We start from the raw sequence: 12,255 nt of genomic DNA on the forward strand, positions 1-12,255 counted from the left end.
GTTTTGCGGCCGCAAAACAGCAACAATCGACCCCTCAACTGCTAGTTGTCGCCGCCGAGCGCCGCGAGACGGGCCTCTTCGTCGGCGCTGACGGCCGACTCGATCACCGGACCGAGCGCACCGCTCAGTACCTGGTCGAGGTTGTAGGCCTTGTACCCGGTACGGTGGTCCGCAATCCGGTTCTCGGGGAAGTTGTACGTCCGAATGCGCTCAGACCGATCCATCGACCGAATCTGCGAGTGCCGCGCATCCGCCTCTGCCGCCGCCTGCTCTTCCTGCTGGCGAGCAAGCAGTCGGGCCTGCAACACGCGCATTGCCGCCGCACGGTTCTGAATCTGCGACTTTTCGTTCTGCATCGAGACGACGATGCCGGTCGGCAGGTGGGTAATACGCACCGCCGAGTCGGTCGTGTTCACCGACTGGCCGCCGGGTCCGGAGGAACGGTACACATCGATCTTCAGGTCGTTCTGATCGAGCTGCACCTCTTCGGGCTCGTCAACCTCTGGGAAGACAAGCACACCGGTCGTCGAGGTGTGGATGCGCCCCTGCGACTCGGTCGCTGGCACGCGCTGCACGCGGTGCACGCCACCCTCGTACTTGAGCGACGCCCACACGCCGTCGGCGGGGTCATTCGACGACGACTTGATCGCGACCTGGACGTCCTTGTAGCCGCCAAGGTCGCTCGTCGTGGAATCGAGCATCTCGATCTTCCAGCCTCGCGCCTCGGCGTAGTGGCTGTACATGCGCAGGAGATCGGCCGCGAACAGTGCCGATTCCTCGCCGCCCTCGCCGCCCTTGATCTCCATGATCACGTCGCGACCGTCGTCGGGGTCACGCGGGATCAGTAGTCGCCGCAGCTTCTCGGACTGCGCATCGACACGAACGCGGGTCGCCTCGGCCTCCTCGGCGAACAGCTCGTCTTCCTTCGCGAGTTCGAGCGCCGCCTCGAGGTCGCTCTCGAGTGACGTGAGGCGATCGTCGGCCGCAAGAATCTGCGAGAGTTCCGCGTAGCGACGATTCACCTTCTTCGCGCGCGCCGGGTTTGAGTGCAGCTCGGGGTCGGCGAGTTGCTCCTGCAGTTCGGCGTGCTCAGCGCGCAGGTTGGCGAGCGACTCCGAAAACTCCGCGCGGCTCATCGAGCCGTCACCGGGCTGATCGGGTTCGCTCGCACCGACGCGAGGAACTCTTCGTTCGACGACGTCTGGCTGATGCGCTCGAGCACAGCCTCGAGCGACACCTGGGCGTCACCGCCGAGAGCTCGGCGAATTGCCCAGGTCGCCTCGAGCTCGTCGGAGCTGAGCAGCTGGTCTTCGTGGAGGGTCGACGACTGCTGAATGTCGAGCGCCGGGAAGATGCGCTTGTTCGCGATCTCGCGCGACAGGCGAAGCTCCATGTTTCCGGTGCCGGCAAACTCCTCGAGAATCACCTCGTCGGTGCGCGAACCGGTCTCGACCATCGCGGTCGCGAGGATCGTGAGCGAGCCGCCGTTCTCGACGTTGCGTGCCGCACCGAAGAACCGCTTCGGCGGGTAGAGCGCCGAAGCGTCAACGCCACCCGCGATGATGCGGCCACTCGCCGGTGCGGTGAGGTTGTAGGCGCGACCGAGCTGCGTGATCGAGTCGAGCAGCACGACTACGTCGAGCCCGAGTTCAACGAGTCGCTTCGCGCGCTCGATCGCGAGTTCGGCGATCGTCGTGTGGTTCTCGGCGGGCATGTCGAAGGTCGACGAGATGACCTCACCGTGAATCGTGCGCTCGAGTCGCGTGACCTCTTCGGGACGCTCGTCAACGAGCACGAGCATAAGGTGCGTGTCGGGGCTGTTCTGCGCAATCGCGTTCGCGATGCGCTCGAGCATGATCGACTTGCCCGACTTCGGGGGCGCGACGATGAGGCCGCGGGTACCCTTGCCAATCGGCGCGAAGAGGTCGATCATTCGCTGGGCGGCGTGGCCACCGGCGGTCTCGAGCGTGATGCGCTCCTCGGGGTAGAGGGCGCGGAGCGAGTCAAAATCGGTGCGCTCACGGTTCGGGTCAGGCTGTTCCCCGTTGATCGTGTCGATCTTCACGAGGGCGTTGTACTTCTGGCGGCCCGACTGGTACTCGCCCTCACGCGGCTGGCGGATCGCGCCGACGATGGCGTCGCCCTTGCGGAGGTTGTACTTCTTCACCTGGCCGAGCGAGACGTACACGTCGTTGTTGCCGGCGAGGTAGCCGCTCGTGCGCACAAACGCGTAGTTGTCGAGCACGTCGAGGATGCCCGCGATCGGCAGCAGCACGTCGTCGGGTGCGATCTCGGGGTCGACATCGTCGCGATTGCGCTTGCGCTTGCGCTCGTTCTGGTTCTGCTGACGACCGTTGTTGTCCTGCCCGCCACGGTTCGAGTCACCGTTCTTGGTCTGCTCGTTCTGCTTGCCGCCGTCGTCGTTCGATTGGCGGTTGCGGTTCCGGCTGCGGTTGCGCTTGCGTCCGCCGGTCTCCGCCTGCGGTTCGTCGTCCTGCTCAGCATCGTCGTCACGCGCGGGCGGGAGCACGATGTCGTCAAGCGTGAGGGGCGAAGCCTCAGCCTCGTCAGCGGTCTTGGCTCCCTGCTCCGAGTCCTGGCCGGATACGCGACGGTTTCGGCGGCGGGGCTGCTGCTTGGCCGTCTCGGCGGACTTCTCTGCGTTGTCGTGCTTCGGCTCCGGGAGCTCGATCTCGAGTTCCGGGCGCTTTGCGGCGTCGGTCGACGACTCGTCGTCGCCCTTCGCCCCGGACTGCTCGGCAGCATCCGTCGAGTTGGCAGGGGCCTGCTCGCTCGTGGCCTCCTCGGCCTGCGTGGGCTGTTCGGCCTGCTGCGGCTGCTCGGCGGCTGCGGGCTGGCTCTTGGCCTGTGCCTGCTGGATCGCGTCGATGAGGACGCTCTTGCGCATCCGCGCCGCGCCCTTGATTCCGTGCTGTGACGCGAGCGTCTGAAGGTCGGCGACCTTCATTCGCTCGAGCGCCGCGGCATCAATCGAAGTTGAAGAATCGGTCATGAAGTTCTGGTTCCTTGGTGTGACGCGCCCCGCTCGTTCGCGCGGCGCTGGGAAATCGGGCAAGCAACGAAGTGCTCGTACCGAGAGAGATGGGATGCGGGCGGTCGATCGCGAGAATTGCGGTCGAGCTAGCCGAGCGGCGCTGATGCCGCATGGCCCACAGCCGACTCCACTGTAGCACCACGCACATCAACGGCCGTCATAACCGCGTGCCACGTCGTGTCGGGTCGCGCAGCGGCAATCTCCTCGGCCTTGAGTCGCGCACCCGGATCGTCGGCGAGCACGAGCACACTCGGGCCCGCACCCGACACGACGGCGGCGAGGCCGTGCTCGCGGAGGTCGTCAACGAGCGCCTTCGTCTTCGGCATTGCCGATGCGCGGTAGGTCTGGTGCAGCCGGTCTTCGGTCGCGTCGAACAGCAGTTCGGGGCTCTGGATCATCGCAGCGACCATGAGCGCCGATCGGGAGAGGTTGAAGATCGCGTCGGCGTGCGGCACCTGTTCGGGCTGGAGCGACCGCGCGACCTTCGTCGACATCGTCTCGTCGGGTACGAGCACCATGACCGAGACGCCGCGATGCACCGCGAGCTGCTTCGAGTGGGCGTTCCCGTTCGCGTCCATCCACGCGATCGTGAGTCCGCCGAAGAGGCAGGGGGCGACGTTATCGGGGTGCCCCTCGAGCTCGGTCGCGAGGCCGAGCATCTCCTCGGCGGTCAGCGTGCGCTGATCGGCGATGAGCCCGGTGGCCGCGAGCACTCCCGCGACGATTGCGGCACCGGATGACCCGAGACCGCGGCCATGCGGAATCGCATTGACGGCGCGCAGGCGAATCCCGGGCAGCTCAAATCCGAGCTTCTCGAGCGAATAGTTGAGGGCGCGCAGCACAAGGTGTCGCTCGTCCCTCGGCACAGACTCGGCGCCGACGCCGGTCAGGTCGAACTCGTACCGGTCCGGCGCGAGCGCCTCGACCTCGAGCTCGTCGTAGATTGCGAGGGCGAGGCCCAGGGTGTCGAACCCCGGGCCGAGGTTTGCGCTCGTCGCGGGAACGCGAACGTTCGCTCTCGCACCCTCCGTAACTCGGCTCACTCGCGGCCGCCTTCGACCCGGAGCACGCCGGCGACGCGAGTGACGACATCGAGCTTGGCCAGGTCATCCACGAGGCCACGCAGTGCGCCGTCGGTCGCGAGGTGGGTGACGATCACGACGGTCGCGGCCGCCTCGTCGTCGGTGCGCGCCTGCTCGAGCGTCGAGACCGAAACGTTGTGCTCCGCGAACGTGCGCGCGACCTCGGCGAGCACTCCGGGGGCGTCGGTCACGTCGAGCGCAATGTGGTAGCGCGTGCGAATGTCGCGTGCCTCGAGCACGGGCAGGTCCGCATCCATCGATTCGCCGAGGCCGGGCCCGCCGAGCACGTGGCGTCGCGTTGCCGAGACGAGGTCGCCGAGCACCGCCGACGCGGTCTGGATACCGCCCGCACCCGCGCCGTAGAACATGAGCGGGCCCGCTGCAGCCGCCTCAACGAACACCGCGTTGTTGCCGCCGTGCACCGAAGCGAGCGGGTGCGAGTCAGGCACGAGGGCCGGATACACGCGGGCAGAAATCGCCTCGGTCCCGTCGGCCGCGCTGAGGCGCTCACAGATGGCAAGGAGCTTCACGACGAACCCGGCGCGCTTCGCGTCCTCGATCTGTTCGATCGTGACCTGCGTGATGCCTTCGCGATGCACCGAGTCGAGCGGCACGCGCGTGTGAAACGCGATCGAGGCGAGGATCGCGGCCTTCTGCTGCGCGTCGTACCCCTCGATGTCGGCGGTCGGGTCGGCCTCGGCATACCCGAGCTCGGTCGCAATGCGCAGCGACTCCTCGAACGTATCGCCGGTCGTGTACATGCGATCGAGAATGTAGTTGGTTGTGCCGTTCACGATGCCGAGGATGCGCTCGATGTGGTCGCCAGCGAGATTTTCGCGCAGCGGCCGAATAATGGGGATCGCGCCCGCAACGGCGGCCTCGTAGTGCAGCTGCGCGCCGACGCGCTCGGCAAGCTCGAACAGTTCTGGGCCGTGCTTCGCGAGTAGCGCCTTGTTCGCCGTCACGACGTCGGCGCCCGACTCGAGCGCCTGCGTGATGAGCTCGCGCGCAGGCGAAATGCCGCCCATGAGCTCGATCACGAAGTCGGCCTGCAGAATCAGGTTCTCGGCGTCGGTCGTGAGCAACTCTCGAGGCAGCTCAACGTCGCGCTTGCTCTCGAGGTTTCGCACGGCGATGCCGACGAGCTCGAGGCGGGCGCCCGCTCGTCGGGAGAATTCATCGGATTGCTCGAGGAGCAGTCGCGCGACTTGGCTGCCGACCGAGCCGGCTCCGAGCAGCGCGACTTTGACGGTGCGCAGTTCGTTCACTGGTTCGCCTTTCTGTTCCACCCGGCGTCGAGCGCCAGCAGGTCGTTGATCGTTACGCGTCGCACGACTTCCCGTGCGACTCCGTCGCGCACCGCGACGATCGCGGGGCGCTCCAGGTAGTTGTAGTTGCTGGCCATCGACCAGCAGTACGCGCCCGTTGCGGGCACCGCAAGCAGGTCGCCAGCGGTCACGTCGTCGGGCAGGTAGTCGTGATTCACAACGATGTCGCCCGACTCGCAGTGCTTGCCGACCACGCGCACGAGCGTAGCTGGCGCCGACGATGTCCGGTTCGCGACGCGCACGCAATAGTCGGCTCCGTAGAGGGCGGGGCGAATGTTGTCGCTCATGCCGCCGTCGACGGCGACGTACTCTCGTGTCCCTCCGCGCTCCCCCGGCACGGTCACGCGCTTCGTCGTGCCGACCGTGTAGAGCGTGACGCCCGCGGGACCAATGATCGAGCGACCCGGTTCGAATACAAACCGCGGCATGTCGGTCGAGGTCTCCCGGCACACCCGATCGACCTCGGCCGCAATCCCGCGCGCGAGGTCGGCGATGTCGGGGGCGTCGTCGCTCGGCAGATAGTTGATGCCGAAGCCTCCGCCGAGGTTCACTTCGGGAATCGGGCCGTCAGCGAGCAGTTCTGCCCGCAGCCGCATAAGGCGCTCCGCCGCCGCGCCAAAGCCCGAGGGCTCGTAAATCGAGGAGCCGATGTGCGAGTGCAGCCCGAGCAGTTCGAGCGACGGCGCCGACCGGATGCGCCGCACCGCCTTAACGGCATCCTCACGAGTCAGGCCGAACTTCTGATCTTCGTGACTCGTCGCGAGATAGTCGTGAGTCGACGCGTGAATACCGACGTTGATGCGCACCATAACCGACTGCACTCGCCCGGCTTTCTCCGCGACGTCGGCAAGCAGCGCGATCTCGGAGAGCGAGTCGACGATGATTGAGCCGACGCCCGCGCCCACGGCGCGCTCGAGTTCGCCGCGTGACTTGTTGTTGCCGTGCATCCCGATCGTCGCCGGCGCCACGCCCGCGGCGAGTGCGACTTCGAGTTCTCCCCCACTCGCGACGTCGAGGCCGAGGCCAGCTTCGGCCATCCATTCGGCGATGTCGATAGTGAGGAGCGCTTTGCTCGCATAGTGCAGGTCGACGTTGGCGCCAATGGCGTCGAATGCGGTACGGAAGGCGTCGAGGATGCCTGAGGCACGACCTCGGGCGGCGGTCTCGTCGAGCACGTACAGGGGCGAGCCGTGTGCCGCGACGAGGTCGCTCGCGGCGACCCCACCGAGCATCAGCTCGCCTTCAGCAGATCGCTCGGCAGTCGTCGGCCACACGTCGTGGTCAAGCAGACCCGTGTCGGTCGGCACCTCAAGCCAGGCGGGCGCGAGGGGGGTGTCGTCAGAAGCGTGCATCCTGGTCATCCTAGCGGCCCTGTGTCCGTCAGTTGCAGCCGCCGAGCTCCGCGAATGCTTGATCGTCGAGCCGCACCGACGACGTACTGCGGAAGTTAATGTCGAGGTGCTGTGCCGACGGCACCACACTCGTCAGCTGGACCGCCGCGGGCAGGTGTTCGGCGAGACACATTTCGAAGCTGAAGCGGCTCGGATCGAGATCGACCTGGGTGGTTGCGTCGCCCGAGCTGATCTGAATCGAGTTTGCGACGACTCGGAGTCGCCCGCCGCTGCGCGGTTCGAGATTCGCGACGACCGAGATGCCGACCTGCGACCCGAACACGTCGACTTCGGTCGAGTAGCCGATTCCGTCGTCCCGAAGCTCAACTGAATGGATTTCGATTCCGGCGTCGGCCGCGACCTGCTGGAGGAGGTCGTTCAGCTCGGTTTCGTTGATACCGATGCTGCCCTCAAGGCTGCCGACAACGACGGGGTCACCGAGCTCCACATCAAACGCCGAGACCTCCGCATCGCCGGTGATTTCGCCAAACGTGAGGTCGTCGGTTGCGACATCGAGTTGGCTGAGTGAGCCACCGAGGAGTTCGCAGGCCACGCAGACACCGCCGGGGCGTGCGCGCACGTCGGCGGTCACCTGTTCGGGCAGGTTGGTCTCGACCTGCTGGGCGGTGATGTTTGCGACGAGCAGGCGGGCGGTGATCTCCGTCGCCGCGAGCACGACGACGATGATGCCGACGATGAGCAGCGTTCGGATGCGCCCGCGGGCGCGTCGGCGCTCGGCGTGCATGTGTGCTGCCTCGCTACATGCGCTCGGGCGCCTCGACCCCGAGGAGCTCGAGCCCCGATCGGAGCACGTGCGAGGCGGCCTCGTTCAGCACGTAGCGGCTGTTGTGGAGCGGCCCAACCGGTTCGTCGCCCTGCGGCAGTACGCGCGTCTGGTCGTACCAGCGGTTGTAGGCCGCGGCGAGGTCTTCGAGGTAGCGAGCAATTCGGTGGGGCTCGCGTTCGACCGCCGAGAACTCAACGATGCGGGGGAATTCGCGCAGTTGCCCGAGCAGTTCGTTCTCGGTGGCGTGCGTCAGCAGGCCCGGGTCGAACGAGGCCCCGTCGATGCCGGCCTGTTCGGCGTTGCGATGCACGGCTCGCGTGCGCGCGTGGGCGTACTGGACGTAGTACACCGGGTTGTCGTTCGTGCGGCTCACGAGCAGGTCGAGGTCGATGTCCATCGAACTATTCGTCGAGCTGCGCACGAGCGCGTATCGGGCCGCGTCGACGCCGACGGCGTCGACCAGGTCGTCGAGCGTGACGATGGTGCCGGCACGCTTCGACATGCGCATCGGCTGTCCGTTCTTCACGAGGTTAACCATCTGGCCGATGAGGATCTGCAGGTTCACCTCGGGGGTGTCGCCGAACGCCTGCACCATCGCCATCATGCGGCCGATGTAGCCGTGGTGGTCGGCGCCGAGCATCATGATGCACTCGTCGAAGCCACGCTCACGCTTGTTCAGGTAGTACCCGATGTCGCCCGAGAAGTAGGTGGGTTCTCCGTTCGAGCGCACGATGACTCGATCTTTGTCGTCGCCGAACTCGGTCGAGCGCAGCCAGGTCGCTCCCTCGTCGACGAACACGTGCCCCCGCTCGCGGAGACGTTCGATGGCGCGCGCAACCGACCCGTCTTCGTGCACCGAGTCTTCGTGGAAGAACACATCGAAGTGCACGCGGAACTCTTCGAGCTTGCGCTTGATCTCGCCGAACATGCGCTCGACGCCTCGGCTGCGGAACACCTCCTGCTGCGCGGCTCGGTCGGTCGCGGCGGCGAGTTCGTCGGCGTGACTGGCGGCGACGTCGTTGGCAATCTCGGCAATGTAGTCGCCCCCGTAGCCGTCTTCGGGCGTCGGCTCGCCAAGGTGGGCTGCCAGGAGGGACTTCGCGAAGCGGTCGATCTGCGCGCCGTGGTCGTTGAAGTAGTACTCACGCTCGACGCGGGCGCCGGCCGCCGTCATGATGCGCGCAAGGGAGTCGCCGACGGCGGCCCAGCGCGCACCACCGAGGTGGATCGGACCGGTCGGGTTCGCCGAAACGAACTCGAGGTTAATGTTGTGCCCCGCAAGTGCGGACGAATGGCCATACTCCCCCGCCGCGTTGACGATCGTGCGGGCAAGTTCACCCGCGGCTGCTTCGTCGAGGGTGATGTTGATGAAACCAGGGCCGGCGACGTCGACGCGCTTCACGCTCGGGTCGTCGGCGAGCCCCGCAGCGATTTCCTGCGCGAGTTCGCGTGGGTTCACCCCGACACGCTTTGCGAATCGCATCGCGATGTTGGATGCCCAGTCGCCGTGGTCGCGGTTGCGCGGCCGCTCGAGCTTGAGGTCGTCGTCGCTGAGCGGTAGCTCGGCGGCATCGTGGCGAGCGAGTGCTGCGGTGGTTGCGGCAGCGAGGACGTGCGAAAGGTTCTGGTCAGTCATCAGGACTCAATCGTACGCATTTCCCGCGCGAAGTTACTGCTACGCTTGTCGCTTGTTCGCCTCCGTAGCTCAGTGGATAGAGCGCCGGTTTCCGGTACCGTAGGTCGCAGGTTCGACTCCTGTCGGGGGCACGTTAAGTTCGCAGTCGCGACGTCGGCCGGTAGGCGCCCGGAGGGCGTGTATCGACCATGCCGATCGCCTCCATCAGGGCGAACATGGTCGTAGGCCCGACGAAGCGAAAACCACGGCGACGAAGTTCCTTCGAGAGCTCGACCGATTCGGGTGTCGTAGTGGGAACCTCAGCGATCGACGACGGTGGTGTCCAGTCGTCAGGTCGGTACGACCACACGAATTCGGAGAGGCCCCCTTCGTCGCGCAGCGCAATGGTGGCGCGTGCGTTCCCGATCGTTGCCGCGATCTTCTGCCGGTTGCGAATGATGCCGGGGTGCTCGAGCAAACGCTCGATGTCCCCGTCGTCAAACACCGCGACCGCGTCGGGATCGAACCCCGCGAACGCCTCACGAAAGGCTGGACGCTTACGCAGCACCGTGACCCACGAGAGACCCGCCTGGAATCCCTCGAGCGCGATGCGCTCGAACACGCCCGCCTCATCGTGCACCGGCACGCCCCACTCCGTGTCGAAGTAGTCGCGAAGCAGTGGGTCTCGCGCGGCCCACGGCGGCCGCAACCGGCCGTCGTCACCCAGTACGAGCCCGGTGTCGTCGAGGATGTCGTGGTTAGTCATTGTGGACATGTCGTGCCTCCAATTCGAGTAGTGCGGCCTTCGCGTCGATGCCGCCGAGATAGCCTCCTGCGGTTCCATCGCTGCGGAGTACCCGGTGACATGGCACGACAACGGGAAGCGGATTCGTCGCGCAGGCCGTACCAACCGCGCGCACGGCCTTGGGGCGACCCACGAGTTCGGCAACCTCACGGTACGTCTGGGTCGTGCCGTAACCGATTTCTGGAAGCCTGCGGTGCACGTCCCCGCGGAATCCTTTTGAGAGCACCCGGTCGAGGTCGAGGTGAAACTCCGTGCGTGTGCCGGCGAAGTATTCGTCGAGCTGGCGGGCGGTGCGGTCGAGGCGCGAGGGCACCTGCAGGATCCGCGGACTCACCAGCTCGGCGAGCTGCCCAAGTACGCGGTCGAATCCCTCGACGGCGAACCCCACCCGGACGAGGCCTCGCTCTGTTGCAGCTAACAGAAGCCGGCCGACGGGGCTGTCGACCTCGGTGTACGCCACGTCGATGAGTCCAGCGCGCTCGGCATCTTGGCCCAGCTGCAGCCGGAGTCGGCCCAGTAGTTCGAAATCGGCGGTGAGCGTCGGTCGTGGCGACGCGGACGCGTCAGTGTCAGGCATCATCGCGTGGCTCCTTGCTGGTTCAAATTGGCATAGGTGGATCTCAACGCGGCGACACCGTCAGCGGCAGCACGCCGGGCCGCCGGCACGCTGCCGCCGAGTAGCGCCGCGATCTCACCGTGACTCAGCCCGCCGAGGTAGCGGAACGTGAGCACAAGACGCTGCTTCTCTGGGAGGCCCGCTACCGCCCGCCACAGGTCGTCGTTCTCGAGACCAGGGTTGCCGAGTTGTGACGGCAGTTCTGGAAGTTCTGCAGTCGGGATGGGCTGACGGGACGCGGCTCTGGCGATGTCAATCGACTTGTTCCGCGCGATACGCACGAGCCAAGCCCCGATATTCGCGCCATCGGGAAGTCGCGGATACGCCTGGAGCGCCGCGAGAAAGGTTTCTGACCACGCGTCGTCAGCGTCGTGCACCCCGAGCGTTGCGCGACACACGCGCAACACGGTGAGCCCATGTTGCTCGATCACTTGCTCGAACGCCGGTTTCGGCACCACGCTGGATCTGGCTGTCATTGTGGGCTCACGGTACGGGACAGCGTATGGGCTTGCATGGCAGCTCCTCTTGACGTCGCGCTCACGACTCACCTTGGTCGCAGTGTTGGTCTCACTGTGTAGACGGTGGCGTGAGCGAAAACGTGAGGTCCGAGTTCAAGAAAGTTGTGCACGATCCCGCGAAACCGCGGCCGAGCGTGCACTACCCCGCAGTCTGTGGCAGTGCAGACTGCGGTACGAGGGCCTCCAACAGGCGCGGCAGCTGCGACGGCTCGCTAGTGCCCGCCTCGGGGTGCCACTGCACCGCCACCGCGGGTGCCGAGACGTGCTCGATCGCCTCGGGTGTGCCGTCGTCGGCACGCGCGACGATCCGTACCCCATCGCCGGGCTCGGCGACAACCTGATGGTGCGACGATTCGACGCGCTCAAGCCGTTCCCCAAGCTGCCCCGCGAGCTTCGACCCGGGCGCAATGTCAACCGGGTGCGGTACGAACTCGGCGTCCCGAGGAGGCAACATGCGGTGCGCATCCGCGTTGTCGAGGTGCTGCACGAGCGTCCCACCGAGCGCGACGTTCATGAGCTGCAGGCCCCGGCAGATGCCGAGCAGCGGGAGCTTGTCGTCGATTGCGTGCCGGATGAGCTCGCACGTGCGAGAGTCGGCTTCGAGAAGGTGCGTTCCCGATTCTGGGTAGTCGGCCGTCATCCCGTAGAGCTCGGGGGCGACGTCTTCGCCGCCCATAACGACGACCGCGTCGGCCTCGGCATATGCCGCCTCGATCTCCTGTTCCGCGACATCGCCGATTGCGAGGCGTCGAGGAGCAAACCCAACCGACTCCGCAACCCGCGCGACCTGTCGACTCAGGGGTTCGAGGAGGGAGGTGAAGTGCGTGTCAGCGCGGAGCATCGTCGCGTCGACGACGAGCAAGTTGGGGCCAGAATCGGTCATGGCCACCGTTATAGCAGTCGGCGCGCGCAGGCCGCCACGACAACGATGTCCGTGTGGATCGGGGCGAATGGTCGATTAGGTGACTGTTCGCGTCCACCGCTGTTCGTAGCCGTCGTCGAGACGTCCACGAGGCCGAGCAACGCGCCGGGTTCAGGCAATTCCCCCGGCAGTTGCC

At 66.3% G+C, this 12,255-nt stretch carries 11 protein-coding genes and 1 tRNA gene; 1 reads left to right on the plus strand and 11 read right to left on the minus strand.

What is annotated here, in order from left to right; translation table 11 throughout:
- Positions 1–41: 41 nt before the first annotated feature.
- The 7 genes from prfA to argS form a co-directional block, all read right to left on the minus strand.
- Complete coding sequence (gene prfA, locus G328_RS0102355) at positions 42–1,136, minus strand: peptide chain release factor 1 (RefSeq protein ID WP_019617743.1); 1,095 nt, start codon at positions 1,134–1,136, stop codon at positions 42–44.
- A complete protein-coding gene (gene rho / locus G328_RS0102360) occupies positions 1,133–3,013 on the minus strand; it encodes a transcription termination factor Rho (protein ID WP_019617744.1) in 1,881 nt (626 codons plus the stop codon). The genes prfA and rho overlap by 4 nt, the downstream gene beginning before the upstream one ends.
- Before the next feature lie 128 nt (positions 3,014–3,141).
- Positions 3,142–4,098: a homoserine kinase gene (gene thrB, locus G328_RS0102365; RefSeq protein WP_019617745.1), complete on the minus strand. Its 957-nt coding sequence runs from the start codon at positions 4,096–4,098 to the stop codon at positions 3,142–3,144.
- Entirely contained in the window at positions 4,095–5,405 is a 1,311-nt protein-coding gene (locus G328_RS0102370) for a homoserine dehydrogenase (protein WP_019617746.1), read from the minus strand. The genes thrB and G328_RS0102370 overlap by 4 nt, the downstream gene beginning before the upstream one ends.
- Entirely contained in the window at positions 5,402–6,817 is a 1,416-nt protein-coding gene (gene lysA, locus G328_RS0102375) for a diaminopimelate decarboxylase (protein ID WP_019617747.1), read from the minus strand. The genes G328_RS0102370 and lysA overlap by 4 nt, the downstream gene beginning before the upstream one ends.
- Before the next feature lie 28 nt (positions 6,818–6,845).
- On the minus strand, positions 6,846–7,601 hold the full coding sequence (locus G328_RS0102380; protein ID WP_019617748.1) for a hypothetical protein: 756 nt from the start codon (positions 7,599–7,601) through the stop codon (positions 6,846–6,848).
- A 13-nt stretch (positions 7,602–7,614) separates the two neighbouring features.
- Positions 7,615–9,279, minus strand: coding sequence for an arginine--tRNA ligase (gene argS / locus G328_RS0102385; RefSeq protein ID WP_019617749.1), 1,665 nt, complete (start codon positions 9,277–9,279; stop codon positions 7,615–7,617).
- A gap of 58 nt (positions 9,280–9,337) precedes the next feature.
- Here argS and G328_RS0102390 point away from each other — a divergent pair.
- Positions 9,338–9,410: transfer RNA gene (locus G328_RS0102390), tRNA-Arg, on the plus strand.
- A 2-nt stretch (positions 9,411–9,412) separates the two neighbouring features.
- On the opposite strand, the gene G328_RS0102395 is transcribed toward G328_RS0102390, so the two are convergent.
- From G328_RS0102395 to G328_RS0102410, 4 genes are all read right to left on the minus strand, one after another.
- Positions 9,413–10,024, minus strand: coding sequence for a DNA-3-methyladenine glycosylase I (locus G328_RS0102395; protein ID WP_019617750.1), 612 nt, complete (start codon positions 10,022–10,024; stop codon positions 9,413–9,415).
- Positions 10,017–10,643 (minus strand): methylated-DNA--[protein]-cysteine S-methyltransferase, encoded by a 627-nt coding sequence (locus tag G328_RS0102400; protein WP_019617751.1) that lies wholly within the window; start codon positions 10,641–10,643, stop codon positions 10,017–10,019. Before G328_RS0102400 ends, G328_RS0102395 begins: the two co-directional genes overlap by 8 nt.
- Positions 10,640–11,155 (minus strand): RNA polymerase sigma factor, encoded by a 516-nt coding sequence (locus G328_RS0102405; protein WP_019617752.1) that lies wholly within the window; start codon positions 11,153–11,155, stop codon positions 10,640–10,642. The genes G328_RS0102400 and G328_RS0102405 overlap by 4 nt, the downstream gene beginning before the upstream one ends.
- A gap of 181 nt (positions 11,156–11,336) precedes the next feature.
- Positions 11,337–12,080 (minus strand): gamma-glutamyl-gamma-aminobutyrate hydrolase family protein, encoded by a 744-nt coding sequence (locus tag G328_RS0102410; RefSeq protein WP_040904448.1) that lies wholly within the window; start codon positions 12,078–12,080, stop codon positions 11,337–11,339.
- Between the last annotated feature and the right edge of the window lie 175 nt (positions 12,081–12,255).

Source organism: [Zimmermannella] faecalis ATCC 13722, assembly GCF_000381765.1.
Lineage (GTDB): Bacteria > Actinomycetota > Actinomycetes > Actinomycetales > Microbacteriaceae > Gulosibacter > Gulosibacter faecalis.

What these genes read in the sequence shown, in the direction of transcription:
- prfA (WP_019617743.1), bottom strand. Translation starts at nt 1,136, where the DNA reads ATGAGCCGCGCGGAGTTTTCGGAGTCGCTCGCCAACCTGCGCGCTGAG.
- rho (WP_019617744.1), bottom strand. Translation starts at nt 3,013, where the DNA reads ATGACCGATTCTTCAACTTCGATTGATGCCGCGGCGCTCGAGCGAATG.
- lysA (WP_019617747.1), bottom strand. Translation starts at nt 6,817, where the DNA reads ATGCACGCTTCTGACGACACCCCCCTCGCGCCCGCCTGGCTTGAGGTG.
- G328_RS0102380 (WP_019617748.1), bottom strand. Translation starts at nt 7,601, where the DNA reads ATGCACGCCGAGCGCCGACGCGCCCGCGGGCGCATCCGAACGCTGCTC.
- argS (WP_019617749.1), bottom strand. Translation starts at nt 9,279, where the DNA reads ATGACTGACCAGAACCTTTCGCACGTCCTCGCTGCCGCAACCACCGCA.
- G328_RS0102395 (WP_019617750.1), bottom strand. Translation starts at nt 10,024, where the DNA reads ATGACTAACCACGACATCCTCGACGACACCGGGCTCGTACTGGGTGAC.
- G328_RS0102400 (WP_019617751.1), bottom strand. Translation starts at nt 10,643, where the DNA reads ATGATGCCTGACACTGACGCGTCCGCGTCGCCACGACCGACGCTCACC.
- G328_RS0102405 (WP_019617752.1), bottom strand. Translation starts at nt 11,155, where the DNA reads ATGACAGCCAGATCCAGCGTGGTGCCGAAACCGGCGTTCGAGCAAGTG.
- G328_RS0102410 (WP_040904448.1), bottom strand. Translation starts at nt 12,080, where the DNA reads ATGACCGATTCTGGCCCCAACTTGCTCGTCGTCGACGCGACGATGCTC.